The sequence below is a fragment of the Ensifer sp. ENS09 genome, assembly GCF_014852425.1.
Classification (GTDB): Bacteria; Pseudomonadota; Alphaproteobacteria; order Rhizobiales; family Rhizobiaceae; genus Ensifer.
In genome coordinates, this window is the sequence record NZ_JACVBP010000004.1 from 1 (window position 1) to 20583 (window position 20583).

Below are 20583 nucleotides of genomic sequence, written 5' to 3' on the forward strand. Positions count from 1 at the left end.
TATCCACTCGCTTCAACTCCCGCTCCATCCGCCGCAAAAAGCCGGATGGTCAGATGAAATCTGAGGGGGGTCAAAATTGGACGCCGATTACCCCGCCAAGGGGGTCAAATTTGCACGCCGGAACACACTGGAGCGCGGCATCGTTGTCTCTTAGGAAATAATCCGGTTTATCTGCCTGCCGTAGACGAACTTCAACCGATTGCGCTCGGCAGGCGCATGGCCGGTGTTGACTACGGGGCGCTGTTAATCGGGCGAAGTAAACTTTGACGGCCTTCCTTCCGGCGCGGAAACAAAGGTGTCTTCGCTTCTCTTCGAAGCCGCGGTTTCCTCATGACCCAAAGCCGAATCGGCTCCGACTTGCGCGTCTGACAAATCGAGGCGGGAGCCACGTTTCGATTTGCGGCAACGTTCCGAGCAAAATCTGACCCCGTTCCAGTCCTTCGCCCACTTTAGACGCCACTGAAAGACTAGCCCACAGGCTGGGCAGAACTTCTTGGGAAAATCCGACTTTTTGATCATCCTCGGCACGTTGAGCTTCCGCACTATCTTGCGTGCTGCCCGAGATCACACGCGTTTACCTGCATCAAGGTCTGCAAGAAATGACCGAGCACTTTGGCGGTAGGGCTCCTGTTTGTCGCCAGACATTCGGTTCCACGAAGAGTATGCCTGGCCGAGGCGATGATTGTTAGAAAGCGTTTCAGCGTTTCGATCGAGGAAGTCCCAGTAAAGAGCATTGAAGGGGCAGGCGTCCGTACCTGTCTTCTTGCCGACGTTGTACCGACATCCTTCGCAGTAGTCCGACATCCGGGAAATGTAGGCGCCGCTCGCGGCATAGGGTTTCGAGGCCATGAAGCCGCCGTCCGCGAATTGGCTCATGCCGATGACGTTCGGCAACTCCACCCATTCGAACGCGTCCGCATATACTGAGAGGTACCAGAGATGAACAGCGTGGGGGTCGAGACCCGCCAGCATCGAAAAGTTTCCAACCACCATTAGGCGCTGTATATGGTGGGCGTAGGCGTGATTTATCGTTTGAGTAATAACAGACGACACACATGCCATATCTGTGTCGCCGCTCCAAAAGAAATCGGGTAGCGACCTACGTGCGTTAAACGCGTTGGAGTTTTCATAACCGGGCATTTTGAGCCAGTAGATACCGCGGATGTATTCGCGCCACCCGATAATCTGTCGGATGAACCCTTCGACGCTGTTGAGTGGCGCATGGCCTTCCATGTAAGCACGTTCAGCTGCGCGGCAAATTTCCAGGGGATCGAGCAGCCCGACGTTGATGTAAAATGAAAGGAGTGCATGGTTGAGGAACGGTCGGTCTCTCAACATCGCATCTTGGGTTTCCCCAAAATTCGGGAGAAATTGAAGAATGAAATCATCAGCCGCCTCTTCGGCTTGCGTGCGAGTGACTGCAAACCCAAAATCGCTGGCGGAACCCATGTTTTCAGGGAAGTTTCGTTCTACCAGCTCGACAACTTCTCTCGTGATAGTGTCCGGACTGAACCGACGATGCTTAGGTTGGAAAAGGTTAGGCTGCGCTGGCCTGCGGTTCTCGGCATCGAAGTTCCAGCGTCCCCCCTCCGGCTCATTGCCGTTCATCAATAGTCCGCTGCGGCGCCGCATGTCGCGATAAAAATACTCCATAGTCAAAGTTTTGCGTCCCTGTGCCCAGCCTTGAAACTCAGTTTTGGAACACAGAAAGCGAGCGTCTGGCCTTATATCGACAGGCAGACCAAGCAACGTTTCCCATTGTTTCATGGCCTCAAGAACCCTCCACTCTGAGGCCTCGCAGACGACGACTCGCCGGGGCATGACCATAGCGACTTGCCGCGCGAGCTCCTCGGTGAATGAACCACTGTTTTCGGGATCGTCGAGCTTTGTGTAATGAACATCAAATCCAAGTTCACGCAGTTCGCCTGCAAAATGCCGCATCGCAGAAAAGATGAAGGCAATTTTCAACTTGTGATGACTAACGTAGCTGGCTTCTTCCATTACCTCGCACATCATCACGATGTCCTGTGCGGGATCAAAATTCTCCATACTCGAAACGGATCTGGAGAGTTGATCGCCGAGTATGAGCACCAGATTTCGAATCTTTCCTGCAGGAACATGCGGCATTGTTCACCTGAGCATGACAAGAATCAGCTTCGAACGGCCGGTTACCAAGGGATGGCACTCCCGTCATACGCGAAAAACCGGCCTGTTTGCGACGGTTGGAGCCCATCAAGCACGCCTAGTATTCCTTGCGCGGCGTCAGCGGGCTCCATTCGCTCGTGTCCCGATGCAAAAGGGTCTGAAAGGGTGGTCTTAACGCTTCCTGGATGTATCGAAACGACAACCGATTGAGGATTGATCCTGCCGATTTCAATTGCGCCGGTGCGAACAATCTGGTTGAGCGCAGCTTTTGAGGAACGGTAAGAAATCCATCCACCGAGTGCATTATCGGTGATGGATCCCACACGGGCCGACAGGAATGCAAAGATCGTCCTATCCTTGCGAGCAAGAAGCGGGGCGAAATGCTTGAGGACGAGAGCCGGTCCCACAGCATTCAAGGTGAACTGCGCCAACATCGCTGTCTGCGAGATTTGCCGAATGGATCTTTCCGGGCCGACGCCATCGATGGTAAGCGCGCCTGTCGCGCAGATGACCAAATCGTATGCACCGAGTTCAAGTGCGCCGGCAGCCCTCTGCATGCTTGCCTCGTCGGTTATGTCAAACCCGTGGGAACTACGAGAAAGAGGAACTGCTGCAAAACAGTTCGGATCGGATTTCAAGGCCGCACTGATGGCGCCGCCAATCCCGCCACTCGCTCCAATTATAACGGCGGAGTATCCCGCTTTCAGCGATTTCATCGAGTATTCGGACATATCAGGTTCTTTCAGCGATGGTGCCGTGTCGGCCCATGTTTCCTAACCGCGCACGAAATGAATGAATCTTGCCTGATCTCTGGCCGATCGTTCGAACTTTCCAATGAACGTCGTCGTTATTGTCTTGGCACCATGTTTCTGAATGCCGCGCATTGCCATGCACATGTGCTCGGCTTCAAGCATCACCGCAACACCTTTCGGCCTCAAACTTTCCTCGAGAGCAGCGGCGATCTGGGCTGTCATCGTTTCCTGCGTCTGCAGCCGGCGCGCGTAAAGGTCGACCAGTCGGGCCATCTTGGAAAGACCGAGAACCCCGCTTTCGGGGATGTAGGCGATGTGGGCAACGCCATGGAAAGGCACCATGTGGTGCTCGCAATGCGAATGGAACTCGATATCTTTAACGATGACCATATCGCTATAGCCGGCGACGTCAGAAAATGTCGTCGCCAAGATGTCTTCCGGCGTCGCATCGTATCCCGCAAACAGCTCACGATATGCTTTCGCCACCCGCTTGGGTGTATCGAGGAGGCCTTCGCGAGACGGATCATCACCGGCCCAACGGATCAAGGTGCGTACGGCTGACTCCGCTTCCGCCTGGGTCGGAAGATACGATGGGAACAAAACATCGCTGTCGGTAACAATCGCGTCCATCAAAGACTCTCCGTATTTTAGTCAACAACACCAGTACGGATTCTGCCTTTGATCGGATCAAATCGGGCAATAGGACGGAGTGCATAATTTCGATCTCTTTCCAACGCGGTGACGTCTTTGGCGATCCCGTCGTCGCCACCGCGCTGCTCGACAGGCTCCTTCACCACGCCGTCGTCATTCAGATCGAAGGATCAAGCTATCGCCTGCGACAACATGCGGAACTGATGCAAGAGCACGTCCGCTCCAAAGCCCTCATCACGCCGCCCGCCTTCGCCTATGCCGAGGTGAAGGCCCGCGGATGGGACTAGAGCCGGTACATCGACACCAGCCGCAGAAAAAGGCGTGGGTTAGACGAACGCTCTACCGCTGGATTGAGAAGTCACTTCAACAAATGAAAGCGAAGTCGCCAAAAGTTCAATTTTGTTGAAGGATACCGCCGGTTTACAGGTGGCACACGAGGAGGCACAAAGCACGGGCAAATCAATAACATCGGGTTTGCACGCGTGGATGGCCCCTGATGGAAAGCCCGACCAATATAGGAAGATGAGCTAGGCCGCCATCCGCACACAGACTGCATCAAGGAGGTGCGTTAAATCGCTCAGGGCGGCCGAAGCCGCCCTTTTTCAGTTTTTCCCGCCTGGGCTCAGAAGAGATCTCGAAGCGTCATGTAGACGATAAACGTTATTGCCAGGGTAGGCGAAGCTTGAATCGCAAAATGGAGTAGGGCTACACGTTGTCGAGCTAAGTAGGCCATCGCCTCCTCCTATTTCTTATCGAACGAGGGATATGTGGTCCCTGCGCGAAAGTTTCGGATGATGCGCGCGGAGCGCCGGACGTCTGGAGACGGCTGGGGACTCTCTGAGATGATGAGCTCAGAACGGGCCATGATCTCTTTGATCTTTCGGAGGTCTGCGGATAATGAATAGGGGAGTAGGACGGAAGACATAGGTCCTCCTTTCTTTGGGGCCAGGCATCACCTGAGCGGCGGCGCCCTTTAAATGGCCACCGAAGGATCGACACTGCGCCCTTCTGCTGCCCTTCGCAATGAGAAATTGCGAATTTGCGACGTCGGACTTGCGTTAACCGCAATTGCCCCCTATATCACCTCCATCGGCAATCGCTGATGAGCGCTGGAAAACTTCTGCCGCTCGCGAACGCCGCCATCACCTGATGCCTTTGACCACGGATGTACTGGCACTGGTGAAAAGGTGATGATGAGGAAGGTCGGTGCGGTTTCGCCCCGGCCTTTTTTGTTTCTACAGCAGTGGCTGCCTCCGACTTGTTGAGGACACAATGAGGCTGTAGCCGTTCCCCATCGATCTTGCCTGTTGAGATTTGTTTTCTCGCTTTGGCGTCTAAGCCGACCTTTCCTCTCAAAATCGATCTCTTGCTTGGCTGATACCCATGTCAGCCAAGTATTTTTATTGCGATAGAAAGGAAATCGTTATGAATATTGGAACCGTGAAGTTCTTCAACAGCGCCAAAGGCTTTGGATTTATTGCCCCTGACGACGGCGGAACGGACGTTTTTGTTCACGCATCCGCCGTTGAACGCTCTGGTATGAGGGAGCTCGTTGAGGGGCAGAAGGTCAACTTCGAAATCGTGCAGGATTCCAGATCCGGCAAGAGCGCGGCAGGCAACCTTTCGGCTGCATAATAATATCGCTCTGGTCTTTGACCACCGATGTACTGGCAGTGGCCATTGAGGCGGAATGTGGAAGGTCGGGTTCGCCCGGCCTTTTTTGCTGGCGCGCGTCGATCAACATCGCGACCTGGGAAGTCTCAAGGGGGTCGGCTCCTAGATCGTCAACGAAGGAAGCAACCTCTGTGACGTTAGGCTCTTTCAGGCCCAGAAGTGGATGATGGTTCTTCACACGGCTGGTTACTTCGGCTGTCCAACTGCACCGTGAGGTGGTTAGTATTTGACTGCGTCACTGGGGATGCGGTCAGTTTTTTCGGCTTGGGCCGTTTTGGGCGGTGATTCATCATGTCCAGTGAAGATGGTCGGGGCGGGCCTGAAGGCCCAGACCATCAAGATGCTCAAGGAAACAATGAGAAGCGAGAAAACGAGGCGATTTGACATGGCGCTATTCTCCTAATTGGAGCGCTGTGAATGCAGTTCGGCATTCGTCGCCATTGTCAGGTTGGACGCGCAAGCGCTCAATTGAGGCCGCGCGGCCGGTGCGGTTAAGAAGGGATCATGGTTTCCGGTCGCCGCATGGCAACACTGGAAGTGTACCACAGTTGCGTGGAAGTGGGGTTTTTGTCGGAGTAGAGCAGCCCGGTAGCTCGCCAGCCTCATAAGCTGGAGGTCGCCCCGCCCGGTTTGTCACCCGGTAGCGGAGCTTTCGTTTTCTGATTTTAGCGCATAGCCCGCGCGAACGTCGGTGTTGACGTTACTTCTTGGTGTCCTTCACCTGAGACCCTAACGTCGGCGCAGCGGGTTTCGCGGCGGCCTTGTCCTTCTTGGGCTTTCTGGCTTCCTTATTGCTTCGTACCTGACCCTTGGCCATTTGCGCGTCTCCTGTTGACAAAAGAGCTAGCTGTCAACGGCGGGGGAATAGCAAGCGAATTCGGCCATTCCCACTCTCCGAGGTTGGATCAATGCCCGTCCTAAGGAACGCGCGCCACGAGAAATTCGCGCAGGCAATCGCCGAAGGCATGAAACATGACAGATGAGACCCGAAATAACGGGGGAAATCGGGGAAACCGATGCCTCCGATCGAACACCAGTTCAAGGCAGGCAATCCCGGCCGGCCAAAGGGCGCCCGCAACAAGCTCGGCGAGGCCTTTCTCGAGGCGATGCACGCTGACTTCGAGGACCACGGCCAGGATGTCATCGAGCGGGTCCGCAAGGAAAAGCCGGAGCAATATCTGCGGGTCGTGGCCCCGATCCTGCCGAAGAAGGAATTGCGCGAACCAACGCCACCAATGGGCTTGTGACGGTCACCTTCACGCCCCTGAACGGGATGAGTGCCGTGGTCCAACGCTATGTTCTGCCTGGCAGTGATGCCGGCGCAGCCACTCGAACGGTCACGACAATGACGATCGAGGATGCCGAGCACTACAGTCCGGAGGAACGTCAGCGGATCATCGACAGCTACCCAGCGCATGAGAAGGAAGCCCGCACGAAGGGCATCCCGGCTCTCGGCTCCGGACGCATCTTCCCGGTATCGGTGGAGAGCATCACCGTCGCGCCGTTTGAGATCCCAAAGCATTGGGTGCAGATCGGTGGCCTCGATTTCGGCTGGGATCACCCGTCCGGGGCTACTGGCTGCGCATGGGATCGGGACGCTGATATCTTCTATGTCACGAAGGAATACCGAGAGCGCGAGGCAACGCCGCTCATTCACTCCGGGGCGTTAAAGCCTTGGGGCTCTTGGTTGCCGTGGTCGTGGCCTCACGACGGTCTGCAGCACGACAAGGGCTCGGGCGAGCAGCTTGCGGCGCAGTACCGCGGTCATGGCCTGAACATGCTGCCAGAGCGCGCCACGTTTGATGACGGCACCAACGGTGTCGAGGCTGGCTTGGCCGACATGCTCGACAGGATGCAGACGGGACGCTGGAAAGTGTTCTCGACCTGCACGCACTGGTTCGAAGAGTTCCGGCTTCTATCACCGGAAAGATGGGAAAATCGTGAAAGAGCGCGACGACGTGATTTCAGCGTCTCGCTACGCGCTGATGATGAAGCGCTTTGCCAAGGTGAAACCCTCGAACACCGACTGGGCGTTCACTGATCGGAAGGTTGTTTGATGCCAGAAGTTCCCCCAGCCGGCATCATGCCGCGCCTTGGATGGTGGCCTGTTTTTCCGAACGAAGAGGTAAATCCGATGAACCGCGAAGCGTTCTTCGCCTACGCGAAGCGCGCGCCCTTTGGCGTGAGCATGAAGCAGTCTCAGAAGGATGGCATGATCGCCATCCTAGACGAGTGGGATCGGCGCCAGTCGACCGGCAAGGTGCTCGACAACCGGTGGCTGGCCTACATGCTCGCGATCACCTTCCACGAAACCGTGGCGACGATGCAGCCGGTGACCGAGAACTTGAATTACTCGGCCGAACGTCTGACGCAGGTTTGGCCGAAACGCTTTCCGGATCTCGACAGCGCCAAGCCCTACGCCCGCAATCCGCGCAAGCTCGCAAACAAGGTATACGGCGGCCGGATGGGCAGCAAGGCGGCCGATGATGGCTGGCGCTACCCGTGGCCTGCCGCAGATCACCGGCCACGACAACTATGCCAAGTTCGGGATCGCCGACGCCCCTGAAAAGGCGACCGCGATCCGCATCCTCTTCGACGGCATGATTGGTGGTCTCTTCACCGGCAAGAAGCTCGCCGACTATTTCAACCAGGTGGCCAATGATCCTGTCGGCGCCCGCGCGATCATCAGCACCGACAAGGCGCCGCTGATCGCAAGCTACTATCGGAGCTTTCTGGATGCGCTCGAGGCGGCAAGGTCGCCGGTCCAGGTCGCGGATGTCACGCCGGAAGCGGCCAAAGCCGAGGACGTGCCAGCCAGCCAGAGCGGCACGGCCCTGACAACCGTGGGCGGTTTGTTCGGCAGCGCGGGTCTTTCGGCAGTTCTCGGTGTCAATAATCCCTACGCCGCTGGTATCGCGGCGTTGCTGATCGTCATCAGTTCGATCGCCGCGTTCATGTTCGTCACCGGCCGTTGGTCGGTGTACCGCGCACCGGCCCGCTGAGATGTGGCCGCGCGTCATTATCGGCGGGCTCGCGCTCGCCGCTCTTATCTGGCTTGTTGCCGAGATCCGCGAGGACGGCGCCCGGTCGGTCACCACCAAGATTGAAAGGCAGAACAATGCGAGCGGTGATGCAGCGAGTTCGCAGCGATTTTGACCTATGCCTCGATCGGGGCGGCGTGTGGGACTACGGCGCCGGCAAGTGTCGACGGTCTCAGGCGCGTGGTTGGCACTGATCTGATCGGCGCGCACGGGGCGACGGCTGAAGCTCAACGGAAAATAGACCGGACCGCCGTCGGCATCTGCGCCGCGGCGATCTGGACGAAGGCGGAATGCTCAAGGCATGGGGAAGGGCGCTAGGAGATGGCATCAACGGAAATTGATGCGGCGGTTCACCGCCAGCTTGGGGAACTGGTGGCCGGCATGCGGGGCCTGCAGGAATCGATCCGCCGCTTGGAGGAGGGCTCGGTGCGAGCCGAGGATAAGGCGGCGACCAGTCGCGCTGCCGTTCACCAGCGCATGGATCAGCTTGTCGATCGTCTCGGGCACGTCGAGGCATCGGTTTCTACGATCGGCGAGGACGTCTCGGAGATGAAGCCAGTTACCGACGACATGAAGCGGTGGAAGCGTATGGGGATTGGTGCGCTCGGCGTCACCGGCATCGCGGCCATGGCTCTTGGCGTCAGTTTTGCCGAGGCGATTAGGCGGATCTTGTTCATAGTCGTTGGGAAAGCGCGCGTGCTGTACCAACCGTGCTACACCCAAGGGCCTTCATTCTTAAAACCAGCGACGGAAGCCCTGCCTTTGATCCGTTGGGCGAGTGGATCTTAGGCTCAGCAAGAACGGTTGCCCATGCGGAATGTTCCCTGTGGGGTGGTGCGACAACCAATCTAACACCCTTGCGAGGCCATATGACACGGAAGTCCGGTGGCGGAATCGCGAGCTTGTCTAGCCTTGGGTCTTGGGCACGCCGGTTTTCCGCAGGCCTACCCGATCTCTGCCCTCTCGTGTCGCAGCAACTTGGGTGTCGACGGTTGAGACGTCCCTTGTCGCCGGCGGAATACGGGCGGTGCCGAACCAGAGCGCACATTCAAGAAGGGAAGCTTCATCTCTGTTTCCGAACCTGAATTCATCGCTGATGAACTTTGCTAGTCGGTCGGCATCCTTGCTGATGTGGTGGGTGCGAGTTTTCGAACATGCCGCTTTGAAAACTCTCCGTATCAAAGCAACGTCGCGAGACCCAAGGTGTTGAACTGCCAATTTTGGAGGTATGTGCACCGACGCCTCCTATGAATGAAGCGGGGCGGGCCATGCCAGCAAGCGCTCATGCGGTAAGCGTGCGAGAGCGCCACCTTCATTCTCCCATCGATTGATCGCTTCAGTTTTGTTCTGTGCCGGTGTCTGACGTAACGCCGCCGATTTATAGTAGTCGATGATGTGTTGGAGAGCGCCGCTCTCCCGATCGCCGCCTTGGTAGCAGTTGACGATGCGTCTTGCGATTGCTTCTGCGGCCTCACTATTCCGCGTTAGGCCGAGCCCGCGCCGCATGTCTACGAAGATCTGGTCGATCTCGTCTATATCGTGGGGGGAAAGGGTTGTTGAATGGGTCGTGGTAGACATCGCGCGACCTCCTGTACTTGGGGCGAAAGCGTGATGATCTTCCAGTCGTCGGGGCCCTGGAAACTGCCCAGCGATGATGAAGTATGCTCCGAATTGATGACAACGCAACACACCAACAGGTGAGTACGGATTGAGGAAGTCGATGGCCCAAAGAAAGGAGGTCGGATCAATTCAAAAGGTTGACTGGGGGGGCGATACATAACCACAATGACCCCGCCATTTTCGACGAGGCCACCGAGTGCGCTAGGCGCAGGGGCTCCATTGCGGGGGAAATATGGAGCCCGCCGATAAGCCACAGGGGATGTGGGGCACGGCATTACAGGAACGTCTATAATGCCTGACGGTTCCAAACAAAAGTAGAAGCCAGGCAGCGTAGTTCGCTGCACCAGTGACGGGCCAGACGGCTTCTCGCCCTTTAAAAATGGCCCCGTCCGGGGATGACGGGGCCATTGGGCACTTATCGGGGCTTCACATCCGGAGGGGACAATGAAGGTGGCAACCTGATCGGGGAGCTCGGGGTTCCACAAACCGAAAAACGCTGATGCGAGAAATGGGTTCCAAGACTCCAACAAAAAAATGGCCCCGAAAGGACGGGGCCAAGAGCGTGCTGATCCTGTGCTGGGAGATTGGATGGTCGATGTCTGATCTCGATCAAGTGGCGAGGACCAAACAGTATCTTTATAGGGCAGGATGGATTGGGGAGAAGATCAACCATCGCGCACTTGGGCCGGGCCATCCAAGCCCTGGATGGCGTTGTTCAAGCGCAATGGAATGAATAGCCTTCGATGGCTCGGGCTTGTCAGCTCGGTGCAGGAGTATCGTCGGTATCGGGCACGCGGCGAACTCGCTCGTCGTCCCAGTTCTCCTTGTCATCTGGGGCGAGATTGGTCTGGCGGCAGGGCTGATGTGCTCAGTGGAAGGAAGCACAGTGATAACCAACGTCCGCAGATCGACTTGCACCGTCGATCCCGTGTTGCGTGCCGCACGGAAGATCCGCTCGATATCGGCTTGGCGGAAGTTGGCGCGGCTCATTTCAACCTAGACCCGACGGATAACTTCGTCGGTATCAAAAATCGTGAAGTCGTTTGGCTCGTCATCGCCATTGATTTCGATAAGCTCGCGGCCATCGGCGAGCCTGACGTGGAGAAGGTGGCAGGGCAGGATGCCGGCGCAGTCAAGGGTGAAGGAACGACTGGCTTAGGCGCAGGGGCGGACTGCTTGCCTTGCTCTGCGAGTTCGCCGGCGTTTCGCTTTCAGCCTGCCGCTCGAAGTCCGCTTCAGGGACGTCGGCGACACGGATGGCCGTGACCTGTTGACGTAGATACGCCATCCACCGGCCATTCCAGCATCGCAAGCTCGATCTCAGAGACGATCCAAATCTTGCGGCTGTGCCACCGTCGCGGTTTGGGAGGAAACCTTCGTCCACCATCTGGTCGACCGTGTTGACGCTCACGCCGATCGCCAAGGCGACTTCATTGCGATTGAGACCGAGGCGGGGGACAGTACGATGCTCTGATTCAAGACTTAGCGCCAGGGCACAAGAGTGAACGGGAAGAGAACAAATCTGCTCCGGCCGTCCCACCGGAGACGATTCCCTTCCTCAGTGTGCAAACAGGTCGCGGCGATGGGGATTTATGCGACGCAAGTCTCCCCTGCGCAAGGTCAGGCCCAGCCGGTCGTAGAAATCGAGGATCTCGATGGCGACCTTGCGGCCGTTGTGCACCCGGTCGCGGAAGGCGGGGGCGGTGAACCAGCCGTCATCCGCCTGCGCTGCCACCTCGAGCACGATGGTTGCCATCTCCTCCACGACGGCGCGGGCGAAGAAATGGTCGTGCGCGATCTCGTGGGTCTGCCCGAGCCGCTGGGCGAGTTTCAGCACGCGCCTTATGTCGCGCTCGTCCGCATTGAGAAGGGATGTGAAGTCGCGCACGCGCGGCGGCCGGAAGCGATTGTCGTCGACCAGATGCGGATGGATCCGCTGCCACAGGTCTTCGTCGGCCGGCGACAGCCGGACCGCGTGGCCCGGCAGCCGCAGGAAGGCGCCGTCGAGCACGATGCGACCGGCAGCCGCTTCATCCCTGAGGAACGCGAGGAAGCTTGTCGTCGGCAGGCGTGGTTTGAGCAGGAGCCGCAACCGCTCGCGGCCGATGCCGGCAAGCTCGGGGTTTTCTGCATGGAAGGCTGCGAGTGTGTCGGTCAGGCTCGCCCGCAGGTCGTCAATCGCTGCGGCCGAGAGCGCATGGTCGCCGATGGTTTTTGCCCCGGCGGCAAAAAGAAGTCCTGACAGCGCCTCCTCACCCAGGCCACGGTCGCGAAGGAAAGCCGCAAGCGCGATCGGCGCGAGATCGGACAGGGCCGAAAGAGCTTTCGCCGGGTCCGCGTTGCCAGAGGCGGCAAGGAAGGCCAAGCGCTCCGGCGTGCCGCGCTTTCGCGCCGGCGGGCGCAGATCGAGAAAGCGGCCGCCGCCGATGGTCCGGCTGGCCGAGGTGTCGCGCAGGATGAAGCGGTCGCCGATGGTCGCGGCGATCGGACGGTCGAGGACCAGTTGCACCAGGCCCTCCATCCCGGGATCGAGAGGACCGGCAAAAGGCACGATCCGCGCGCCGACCTCTGTCGCGTGGCTGTGCAAGCGTACGGGAAACCAGGTGCCGATCGACTTTGTTTCCGAGGCGAGAACGCGCAGCGTCGCGTCGATCCGGTCCGTCGGGGCGTGCAGCGCCGGGGCGAGGACCACGTCGCCACGCCGGATCGCGTCCTTCGTCACCCGTTCGCCGGCAAGGTTCAGCGCGCAGCGTTGGCCGGCGGGCCCCTCCGATGCTTTCCGGTTCTGTGCATGGATGCCGCGGATGCGGCCGGTCAGGCCGGATGGGCTGACGATGACCGTATCGTCGAGCGTCGCACGACCGCCGAGCACCATGCCGGTCACCACGGTGCCGGTGCCTGAAAGCGTGAAACTGCGGTCGACGGCAAAACGCAGCAGGCCGGCATCGCTGCGCGCGGCGGTCTCCGCTTCGGCGGCGGCGAGCCCTGCGCGCAGGACCTCGATGCCTTCGCCGGTGAGGGCGGAGACGGCAAGGATCGGCGCCTTTGAGAGACCTGTGCCGGCAAGTGCGGCCTGGATCTCCGCAGCCACTTCCCCGCGCCGCTCCGGTCCGGCGAGATCGGCCTTGGTGAGCGCGACGATGCCTCTGGTGATACCCAGCAGGTCGAGGATGGCGAGATGCTCACGGGTCTGCTGCATGACGCCGTCGTCGGCTGCGACCACCAGCAGCGCGAAGTCGATGCCGCCGGCGCCGGCAAGCATCGTGTGGATCAGCCGCTCGTGGCCGGGAACATCGACGAAGCCGGTGACCGTGCCGTCGCCGAGGTCGGCATAGGCAAAACCGAGGTCGATGGTGATGCCGCGGGCCTTTTCCTCGGCAAGGCGATCTGCATCCGTGCCGGTCAGAGCCTTCACCAGCGCCGTCTTGCCGTGGTCGATATGCCCTGCCGTTCCGACGATCATAGCGCCGCCAGGGCCTCGATGAGCGTCGCATCCACCTCGAGGCACCGCAGGTCGAGGATCAGGGCGCCGTCGCGGATATGGCCGATTACGGGCAGGGGGAGCGCGCGAAGCCGTGCGGACAGCCGTTCCGGCGCGTCGCCGCCGCTGCCCGTTAACCGCAGCCCGGCGCTCGGGATCGTATCGACCGGCAAGGCGCCGGAGCCGACCTGGCTCTGGCAGGCGCAGGGAGCCGCCGAATAGCCGTGTCCCTTGAGCAGCGCATCGATGGCCGGAGCGAGACGAGCCGCCTGTGCCGTAATGTCGGCTTCCGGCCGGGAGAGGAAGCGCAGCGTTGGCAGTCGCTCCTTCAGCCGGTCGGGATCACGATAGAGCTTCAGCGTCACCTCCAGCGCGGCAATGCGGATCTTGTCGAGACGAACGGCGCGTTTCAGCGGATTGCGATTGATCGCGGCAATCAGATCGCGCCGGCCGACAATGAGGCCCGCCTGCGGCCCGCCGAGCAGCTTGTCGCCCGAAAACGTCACGAGATCCGCGCCTTCGGCGACCGCTTCCGCCACCGTCGGCTCGCGCCGCAATCCGAAGGAGGAGAGATCGACGAGCGATCCCGACCCGAGGTCGTTCAAGAGCGGCACACCGACCTTGCGGGCAATCTCGGCCAGTCTTGGCGCCGGCACCTCGGCGGTAAAACCCTCGATCCGGTAGTTGGACGTGTGGACCTTGAGAAAGACGCCGGTTTCCGGGCGGATCGCGCCTTCATAGTCGCGTGGGTGGGTGCGATTGGTGGTGCCAACCTCCACCAGTTTCGCGCCGGCGCGGGCCATGATGTCGGGCATGCGGAAGGCGCCGCCGATTTCGATCAGTTCGCCGCGCGAGACGATCGCCTCGCGGCCGTCGGCGAGCGTATTGAGCGCGATCAGTACGGCGGCGGCATTGTTGTTGACGATGGTGGCGTCCTCGGCGCCGGTCAGTTCGCAGAGCAGGCCGCGCAGATGGTCGTCGCGCTGGCCGCGCCCGCCGCCGTCAAGATCGAACTCCAGCGCCAGCGGGTTGGCCATCGCGGCGCTCGCAGCGCGCACGGCTTCCTCGGCAAGAATGGCGCGGCCGAGATTGGTGTGCAGCACCGTGCCCGTGAGGTTGATGAGTGGCCGAAGGGCGGAGCGGGCAGCGATCGCCAGCTCTTCGGCAACGCGGCGCGGCAGGTCGGCCGCAAGCGCTCTCCCATCCTCGCCCGCGCGGATTTTCTCCCGCGCGATCTCGAGCCGGGCGCGGACAGCAGTGACGACGGCAAGGCGGCCATGTTCTTCCGCCAGCGCCAGTCCCTCTGGCGAGGTCAGCATCTGGTCGACCGAGGGAAGCACGCGAAAATCCGGCATCAATACCCCGCGAGGTAGGGGTTGAAGCCACCGCGGCGAAAATCGGTCTCCTTCATCAGGATATCGAGGCCGAGGCTGCCGACGTCGTCGGCGATCGGCTCCAGGCTCGGGTTTTTCACCTGGTAGAAGATCTTGACCCAGGAATGGCATTCCCGGCAGGTCTCGGCCTTCACCGTCGCCTCCGAGGTCTCGACCGAACGATAGCTGATGCCCTTGGTCGAGCCGCAACAGAGGCACTTCACCCGCACCTCGTTCCATTGCGTGGCGCAGCAGGCGCAAGCGGCATAGCGCACGTTCTCGGCGCCCTGCGTACCCACGACCGACGACGTCGCCGGGCGGCCGCCGCAGACGGGGCAGACGCCGAGGCCGACGGGGACGAGCGCTTCCGCATCGAGCGTGGCGGCGAGCCGCGCCATGTGCACCTGCACCGCGGCTGCGACGAAGAGGTGGGGAGCGGCACTGTCGTCCGGAACCTGATCCGAGAGCATGTTGGTCAGCAACCAGCGTCGGTCGCCGTCCTCAGCTGCTCGCACCGCATCGAGCGCCAGGCGCGCGGCGTCGGGCATGGAAATCTCGGCAGCACCTTCGAGAAGCGCATCGAGCGTCGCCGAAAGGCCGGGGTCATCCACAAGCGCCAGCCGGTCGATCGGCGGCATTTCAGCGCGCGCCGCCTCGGTGACGCGCGCCGATGTCGGCGCCGTCACGGGCGGAAGGGTTACTGCCAAGCGAGCCTGGAGTTTGGAGAGCGCCGCAAGGAAGGTGAGGTAGGGCGCAAGCGCGTTGCTTTCAGCGAGGAACGCGAAGCGGCGCGCGCGTGTCTGGAACAGTTTGACAGGCTCGGGCAGGAAGGCCAGCGGCGGTGTCGGCACGCCACCGATGAGGGAGGGATCGGGTTGTATGTCTTCAGCCATCGCATCTCCGGCAATCCGGCGGAGACGCCGGATCATGCAGCATTCACGGTGCTACAGCGACCGTTGCGCGCCCGACAGGACGCGCGGCGCTGTAGGAGATGTTCACTTTGACGGGTCGGAGCCCTGACGTCCAGCCAGTTCGCGCAGCCATTTGCGATGATGGCGAAAGGCCCAGCCGCCGGTGACGGTGCCGCGGGTCATCGCCCGTATCGTGCCGCGCGTCCAGATCGCCGCATAGACATGGACGATGAAGATCAGGATCGTGAAAAGCGCCGCCAGCGCATGCACGGCGACGGCGATACGGCGAACGGGAATGGAAACGAGATCGGGGAAGTACTGCTCCCAGATCATCATCCCGGTCGTCACAAGCACGACGATCAGGCCGGACATGCCCCAGAAAACCATCTTCTGGCCGGCATTGTACTTGCCGAGTTCGGGCAGGCTTTCCTCGTTGCCCTGGAGAAGGTCGCCGAACTTGCGGCTCCATTCCACATCCTCGCGCCGCGGCAGATTGAGCTTCCACATCTGCGCAAACAGGAGGAGGAAGCTTGCGACGAGGACAAGTCCGACGATCGGATGCAGCCACCGCGTCGCCTGCCCGCCACCGAAAAGGCCGGTTAGGAAAAACAGCGACGGATGAAAGAAGGAAAGGCCGGAGATCAGAAGCACGATCATGCAGGCGGCGGTGACCCAATGGTTGAGACGGGTATAGCCGCGATAGCGATTGACGGTGACCGGGTGCTTCGTCTCGATCCGGTCGCCGGGGGCCGAATAGATGCGTTTGTCAGCCATCACGCCTCCCTGCCGCCTTGCGGGCGGTTGCGGTCCTCGACGAGTTCTTCGGCCTCGCCTTCCTCGTGGGCGGTCACCTCGTTCGGACGGGCGAAGATGCCGTGCAGCACGGCACCGGCGGCGGCAAGCCCGGCAACGGCGAGGCCGACGGTCTTCGCCGGACCCTTCCAGCCGCGCACCACCGGCGAAATCTGCGGATCCTCCGGCAGCCCGGAATAGAGCGACGGCTGATCGGCATGGTGCAGCACATACATCACATGCGTGCCGCCGACGCCTTGCGGATCGTAGAGGCCTGCGTGGTCGTAGCCGCGTGACTTCAGGTCCTCGACGCGCTCGTTGGCAAGCGTGACCATGTCGTCCTTCGTCCCGAAGGTGATCGCCTTGGTCGGACAGGCCTTGGCGCAGGCCGGTCCCTGGCCGACCGCGACGCGGTCCGAGCAGAGGGTGCATTTCTTCGATACATGCGCGGTCTTGGAGATGCGCGGAATGTTGAAGGGACAGCCGGCGATGCAATAGCCGCAGCCGATGCAGTTGTCGGAGATGAAATCGACGATGCCGTTGGAATATTGCACGATGGCGCCCGGCGCCGGGCAGGCCTTCAGGCAGCCGGGATCGGCACAGTGCATGCAGCCGTCCTTGCGGATCAACCATTCGAACTCGTTGGTAACGGGGTTCTCGTATTCGGTGAACCGCATCAGCGTGAACATATCCGCCGTCAGGTCGTGCGGGTTCTCGTAGACGCCGACATTTTCCTCCAAGTCCGGATGCGTGTCGTTCCATTCGATGCAGGCGGACTGGCAGGCCTTGCAGCCGATGCATTTCGAAACGTCGATCAGCTTGGCGACCGGGGTCAGCTGTCGTTCGGGTGCCGGCACGTCGCTGGTTGCCGACGCCTTGATGACGTCGCTCGGCAACAGGTTCGACGCCAACGGCTGCAGCGGCGGGTTGGCGGCGGCCGTTACCGGTTCCGGTGCGCGTTCGCTCATGCCGAAGCTCCTTCTTCCGCCGCCGGTTCGATATTGACCAGGAAGGCCTTGAACTCCGGCGTGTCGATATTGGCGTCGCCGACGAAGGGCGTGAGGCTGTTCGGGCCGAAGCCCTTGCGGGCCGCACCCATGAAGCCCCAATGCAAGGGAATGCCGACCACATGGACCGGCTTGCCGTTGCAGATCAGCGGGCGAATACGCTTCGTTACCACCGCCTTCGCCCAGACCTCGCCGCGCGCGCTCCACACGCGCACCCGTCCGCCCTTGGTGATGCCGCGCTCGGCCGCCAGCTCCTCGCTGATTTCCACGAAGAACTCCGGCTGCAGCACGGCGTTGACGCGGCTGTGCTTGGTCCAGAAGTGGAAGTGCTCGGTGAGGCGGTAGGAGGTGGCGACGAAGGGGAAGTCGGTGCTCGTGCCCAGCTGTTGCAGGTCGCCTGGGAAGATGCGCGCGACGGGATTGCCGCGAAGCTTGGCGTTGAACGGATTTTCGACCGGGCTTTCGAACGGCTCCATATGCGTGGGGAAGGGGCCGTCCCGCATCAGCTTGCGGGCAAAGAGACGGGCGGTCCCCTCGGCCGTCATGATGAACGGCATCACGGTCTCCGGCTTTGCCGTCACTGCGATGTCGGGCACGTCGAATCCGGTCCAACGCTCGCCGTTCCATTCGATCAGTTTGCGCGCCGGATCCCAGGGCTTGCCCTCAAGGTCGCAGGAGGCGCGATTGTAGAGGATGCGGCGGTTTGCGGGCCAGGCGAAGGTCCATTTGAGGAAGGTGCCGACATCGCCCGGATCGCTGTTGTCGCGCCGGGCCATCATGTTGCCTTCCTCCGTCCAGGAGCCGGTATAGATCCAGCAGCCCGACATGGTGGAGCCGTCGTCACGCATCACGCCGAAGTTGGGCAGGAGCTTGCCTGCCTCGACCAGCACCTTCGTCGGATCCGTCGGATCGTAGAGCGTTTGCAGCGCCCGCCCGTTCATCTCCTGGGCAAGTTCGGCCGGTTCCGGCTCATACGGGTCCTTGTAGTCCCAGGCGAGGTTCAGGATCGGTTCGGGACAAAGCCCGCCTTCCTTGCGGTAGAGTTCACGCACCCGCAGGAAGATGTTGGCCATGATCCAGGTGTCGTGCTTGGCATCACCCGGCGGTGTCGCACCCGGCCAGTGCCATTGCAGCCACCGGCCCGAATTGACGGTGGCGCCCTCGTCCTCGGCAAAGCACGTCGCCGGAAGTTGCAGCACCTCCGTCATGATCTTGGCGGGATCCACCTGGTTGTAGATGCCGTGGTTTTCCCAGAAATGCGCCGTCTCGGTCTGCAGCGGGTCGATGGTCACGAGCAGCTTCAGCTTCGACAGACCCTCGGTCAGCTTTGCCCGGTTCGGGAAGGACAGAAGCGGGTTGAAGCCCTGACAGAAGTAGAGGTTCACTTCGCCGCGGCTCATCATGTCGAACATCCGGAGGATGTCGTAGTAGGGCACATCGAGCTTCGGCAGCCAGTCGAAGCCCCAGTCGTTTTCCTTGGTCGCAGCGCTGCCCCACATGGCCTTCAGGAAGCTGACCATGAATTTGGGCGTGTTCTGCCAGTAGCTCGTCTGGCCGGGAACGAGCGGCTTGTTGCCGCGCGTCGAGATGTAGGTCGTGTAGTCCGTCTCCTTTTCGGTCGCCAGGTTCATGTAGCCCGGCAGGGAGTTGGACAGCAGGCCGATGTCGGTCAGGCCCTGGATATTGGAGTGGCCGCGAAGCGCGTTTACCCCGCCGCCCGGCAGGCCGACATTGCCGAGGATCAGCTGCAGCATCGCCATGCCGCGGATGTTCTGGGCGCCTTTCGAATGCTGCGTCCAGCCGAGCGCGTAGAGCGAGGTCATCACCTTGTCGCGGGCGGACGTCGCACCGATCATCTCCAGGATCTTCAGGTAGCGATCCTTGGGCGTGCCGCAGATGTTTTCGACAAACTCCGGCGTGTAGGCTGCGACATGCTGCTTCAGGAGGTTCCAGACGCAGCGCGGGTCTGACAGCGTCGGGTCGGTTTTCACCGTCCCGTCCTCGTTCATCTGGTATTCCCAGGCGGTGCGGTCGTAGTCGCGTTTCTCCTCGTCGTAGCCGTTGAAGAGGCCATCGGCCCAGCCGAAGCCTTCGTTCACCAGGTATGTGGCGTTGGTGTAGTTCTTTACATAGTCCCACTGCACCTTGTCGTTCTCGATGCAGTAGCGGATCGCGCCCATCAGGAAGGCGATGTCGGAGCCGGGTCGGATCGGGGCGTAGACGTCAGCGACCGAGGCGGTGCGGTTGAAGCGCGGATCCACGACGATCAGCCGGGCGCCGCGATGGTGCTTGGCTTCCGTCACCCATTTGAATCCGCAAGGATGGGCTTCCGCCGCGTTGCCACCCATGACGATGACGAGGTCGGTGTTCTTGATGTCGGTCCAGGCGTTCGTCATTGCGCCGCGGCCAAATGTTGGAGCCAAACTGGCTACCGTGGGGCCGTGTCAGACGCGTGCCTGGTTGTCGAAGCCGACGACGCCCATGGACCGGACGGTCTTGTAGGTCAGCCATCCCGTCTCGTTGGTGCCGCCCGAGGCCGCGAGGAATCCCATCGTCGTCCAGCGGTTGACGGTGACGCCGGCCGCATTCTTCTCGATGAAGTTCTTGTCGCGATCGTCCTTGATCGCGCGGGCGATCTTGTCGAAGGCATCTTCCCAGGAGATGTCCTGCCAGGTGTCGGCGCCTGGAGCGCGGTGACGTGGCTTCGTGGCGCGGGTCTCGGACTTCACGAAGTCCTTGAGCGCCGCACCCTTGGGACAGAGCGTTCCGCGGTTGGTCGGATGATCGGCATCCCCCTCGATATGGATGAGTTCCGCCTTCTCGCCGGCGGAAAGGTCACCCTTCGAATACATCAGGATGCCGCAGGCGACCGAACAGTAGGTGCAGACGTTGCGGGTCTCGGTGGTGCTTGCGAGTTTGAAGGCACGCACATGGGCGGCTGTTGCGGCCTCGGCCGCTCCGAAGCCCATGGCCCCGATCGTGGTGGCCGCGGCTCCTGCGCCAGCAAGCTTCAGGAAACTGCGGCGAGAAAGATCGATGTTCATTGGAGGTCCTCTTCCATGCGTATCGGTCTTGAAACGAATGGTCGAGCCTCAGAGCCGGCGTGTCAAGGCCGATTTGATCGGCTTTTGTCACG

At 60.8% G+C, this 20583-nt stretch carries 18 protein-coding genes and 2 pseudogenes; 9 read left to right on the forward strand and 11 right to left on the reverse strand.

The genetic code is table 11. The features are described 5' to 3' along the window. Positions 1-243: 243 nt before the first annotated feature. From IB267_RS34005 to folE, 4 genes are read right to left on the reverse strand one after another with little or no spacing between them, the layout of a single operon-like run. Positions 244-519: a DUF2256 domain-containing protein gene (locus IB267_RS34005; RefSeq protein WP_210335977.1), complete on the reverse strand. Its 276-nt coding sequence runs from the start codon at positions 517-519 to the stop codon at positions 244-246. Positions 520-564: 45 nt separating this feature from the next. Next, positions 565-2127 (reverse strand): cryptochrome/photolyase family protein, encoded by a 1563-nt coding sequence (locus tag IB267_RS20505; protein ID WP_192449322.1) that lies wholly within the window; start codon positions 2125-2127, stop codon positions 565-567. 41 nt (positions 2128-2168) lie between these two features. Continuing rightward, on the reverse strand, positions 2169-2876 hold the full coding sequence (locus tag IB267_RS20510) for an SDR family NAD(P)-dependent oxidoreductase (protein ID WP_246810774.1): 708 nt from the start codon (positions 2874-2876) through the stop codon (positions 2169-2171). A 42-nt stretch (positions 2877-2918) separates the two neighbouring features. After that, positions 2919-3527: a GTP cyclohydrolase I FolE gene (gene folE, locus IB267_RS20515; RefSeq protein WP_192449323.1), complete on the reverse strand. Its 609-nt coding sequence runs from the start codon at positions 3525-3527 to the stop codon at positions 2919-2921. A 107-nt stretch (positions 3528-3634) separates the two neighbouring features. Between folE and IB267_RS33160 the strand changes: the two are divergent. The 9 genes and pseudogenes from IB267_RS33160 to IB267_RS20545 all read left to right on the forward strand — a co-directional run. Beyond that, a pseudogene (locus IB267_RS33160) lies at positions 3635-3835 on the forward strand (ATP-binding protein); the annotation flags it as partial. 1138 nt (positions 3836-4973) lie between these two features. After that, positions 4974-5183 carry a cold-shock protein gene (locus IB267_RS20520; protein WP_192449324.1) on the forward strand — a complete coding sequence of 70 codons (210 nt, stop codon included), beginning with the start codon at positions 4974-4976 and terminating at the stop codon, positions 5181-5183. A 1055-nt stretch (positions 5184-6238) separates the two neighbouring features. Beyond that, positions 6239-6469, forward strand: coding sequence for a hypothetical protein (locus tag IB267_RS20525; RefSeq protein WP_192449325.1), 231 nt, complete (start codon positions 6239-6241; stop codon positions 6467-6469). After that, positions 6430-7279, forward strand: a pseudogene (locus tag IB267_RS20530) (terminase large subunit domain-containing protein); the annotation flags it as partial. The gene IB267_RS20525 and the pseudogene IB267_RS20530, both read left to right, overlap by 40 nt. 77 nt (positions 7280-7356) lie before the next feature. Next, entirely contained in the window at positions 7357-7788 is a 432-nt protein-coding gene (locus IB267_RS33485; RefSeq protein WP_246810775.1) for a hypothetical protein, read from the forward strand. Beyond that, complete coding sequence (locus tag IB267_RS33490) at positions 7709-8224, forward strand: hypothetical protein (RefSeq protein WP_246810776.1); 516 nt, start codon at positions 7709-7711, stop codon at positions 8222-8224. Before IB267_RS33485 ends, IB267_RS33490 begins: the two co-directional genes overlap by 80 nt. Position 8225: 1 nt before the next feature. Next, positions 8226-8378 (forward strand): hypothetical protein, encoded by a 153-nt coding sequence (locus IB267_RS20540; RefSeq protein WP_246764868.1) that lies wholly within the window; start codon positions 8226-8228, stop codon positions 8376-8378. Next, positions 8372-8581, forward strand: coding sequence for a hypothetical protein (locus IB267_RS33495; RefSeq protein WP_246764895.1), 210 nt, complete (start codon positions 8372-8374; stop codon positions 8579-8581). The genes IB267_RS20540 and IB267_RS33495 overlap by 7 nt, the downstream gene beginning before the upstream one ends. A gap of 3 nt (positions 8582-8584) precedes the next feature. Next, positions 8585-9052, forward strand: coding sequence for a DUF1515 family protein (locus tag IB267_RS20545; protein WP_192449326.1), 468 nt, complete (start codon positions 8585-8587; stop codon positions 9050-9052). A gap of 456 nt (positions 9053-9508) precedes the next feature. Here IB267_RS20545 and IB267_RS20550 read toward each other — a convergent pair whose 3' ends face one another. From IB267_RS20550 to fdnG, 7 genes are all read right to left on the reverse strand, one after another. After that, on the reverse strand, positions 9509-9841 hold the full coding sequence (locus IB267_RS20550) for a hypothetical protein (protein ID WP_192450054.1): 333 nt from the start codon (positions 9839-9841) through the stop codon (positions 9509-9511). 1600 nt (positions 9842-11441) lie between these two features. Further along, positions 11442-13346, reverse strand: a complete 1905-nt coding sequence (gene selB / locus IB267_RS20555; protein WP_192449327.1) for a selenocysteine-specific translation elongation factor — start codon at positions 13344-13346, stop codon at positions 11442-11444. Next, entirely contained in the window at positions 13343-14719 is a 1377-nt protein-coding gene (gene selA / locus IB267_RS20560) for an L-seryl-tRNA(Sec) selenium transferase (RefSeq protein ID WP_192449328.1), read from the reverse strand. Before selA ends, selB begins: the two co-directional genes overlap by 4 nt. Beyond that, positions 14719-15630: a formate dehydrogenase accessory protein FdhE gene (fdhE, locus tag IB267_RS20565; RefSeq protein WP_192449329.1), complete on the reverse strand. Its 912-nt coding sequence runs from the start codon at positions 15628-15630 to the stop codon at positions 14719-14721. The genes selA and fdhE overlap by 1 nt, the downstream gene beginning before the upstream one ends. 102 nt (positions 15631-15732) lie before the next feature. Next, positions 15733-16422 (reverse strand): formate dehydrogenase subunit gamma, encoded by a 690-nt coding sequence (locus IB267_RS20570; protein WP_192449330.1) that lies wholly within the window; start codon positions 16420-16422, stop codon positions 15733-15735. Continuing rightward, positions 16422-17408 carry a formate dehydrogenase subunit beta gene (gene fdxH, locus IB267_RS20575; RefSeq protein WP_192449331.1) on the reverse strand — a complete coding sequence of 329 codons (987 nt, stop codon included), beginning with the start codon at positions 17406-17408 and terminating at the stop codon, positions 16422-16424. The genes IB267_RS20570 and fdxH overlap by 1 nt, the downstream gene beginning before the upstream one ends. After that, positions 17405-20491 (reverse strand): formate dehydrogenase-N subunit alpha, encoded by a 3087-nt coding sequence (gene fdnG, locus IB267_RS20580; protein WP_192449332.1) that lies wholly within the window; start codon positions 20489-20491, stop codon positions 17405-17407. The genes fdxH and fdnG overlap by 4 nt, the downstream gene beginning before the upstream one ends. Positions 20492-20583 lie beyond the last annotated feature (92 nt).

Excerpts from the sequence above, each read along its gene's own strand:
- IB267_RS34005 (WP_210335977.1), bottom strand. The coding sequence starts at position 519 with ATGATCAAAAAGTCGGATTTTCCCAAGAAGTTCTGCCCAGCCTGTGGG.
- IB267_RS20505 (WP_192449322.1), bottom strand. The coding sequence starts at position 2,127 with ATGCCGCATGTTCCTGCAGGAAAGATTCGAAATCTGGTGCTCATACTC.
- IB267_RS20510 (WP_246810774.1), bottom strand. The coding sequence starts at position 2,876 with ATGTCCGAATACTCGATGAAATCGCTGAAAGCGGGATACTCCGCCGTT.
- folE (WP_192449323.1), bottom strand. The coding sequence starts at position 3,527 with ATGGACGCGATTGTTACCGACAGCGATGTTTTGTTCCCATCGTATCTT.
- IB267_RS20520 (WP_192449324.1), top strand. The coding sequence starts at position 4,974 with ATGAATATTGGAACCGTGAAGTTCTTCAACAGCGCCAAAGGCTTTGGA.
- IB267_RS20525 (WP_192449325.1), top strand. The coding sequence starts at position 6,239 with ATGCCTCCGATCGAACACCAGTTCAAGGCAGGCAATCCCGGCCGGCCA.
- IB267_RS33485 (WP_246810775.1), top strand. The coding sequence starts at position 7,357 with ATGAACCGCGAAGCGTTCTTCGCCTACGCGAAGCGCGCGCCCTTTGGC.
- IB267_RS33490 (WP_246810776.1), top strand. The coding sequence starts at position 7,709 with ATGGCTGGCGCTACCCGTGGCCTGCCGCAGATCACCGGCCACGACAAC.
- IB267_RS20540 (WP_246764868.1), top strand. The coding sequence starts at position 8,226 with ATGTGGCCGCGCGTCATTATCGGCGGGCTCGCGCTCGCCGCTCTTATC.
- IB267_RS20545 (WP_192449326.1), top strand. The coding sequence starts at position 8,585 with ATGGCATCAACGGAAATTGATGCGGCGGTTCACCGCCAGCTTGGGGAA.
- IB267_RS20550 (WP_192450054.1), bottom strand. The coding sequence starts at position 9,841 with ATGTCTACCACGACCCATTCAACAACCCTTTCCCCCCACGATATAGAC.
- selB (WP_192449327.1), bottom strand. The coding sequence starts at position 13,346 with ATGATCGTCGGAACGGCAGGGCATATCGACCACGGCAAGACGGCGCTG.
- selA (WP_192449328.1), bottom strand. The coding sequence starts at position 14,719 with ATGCCGGATTTTCGCGTGCTTCCCTCGGTCGACCAGATGCTGACCTCG.
- fdhE (WP_192449329.1), bottom strand. The coding sequence starts at position 15,630 with ATGGCTGAAGACATACAACCCGATCCCTCCCTCATCGGTGGCGTGCCG.
- IB267_RS20570 (WP_192449330.1), bottom strand. The coding sequence starts at position 16,422 with ATGGCTGACAAACGCATCTATTCGGCCCCCGGCGACCGGATCGAGACG.
- fdxH (WP_192449331.1), bottom strand. The coding sequence starts at position 17,408 with ATGAGCGAACGCGCACCGGAACCGGTAACGGCCGCCGCCAACCCGCCG.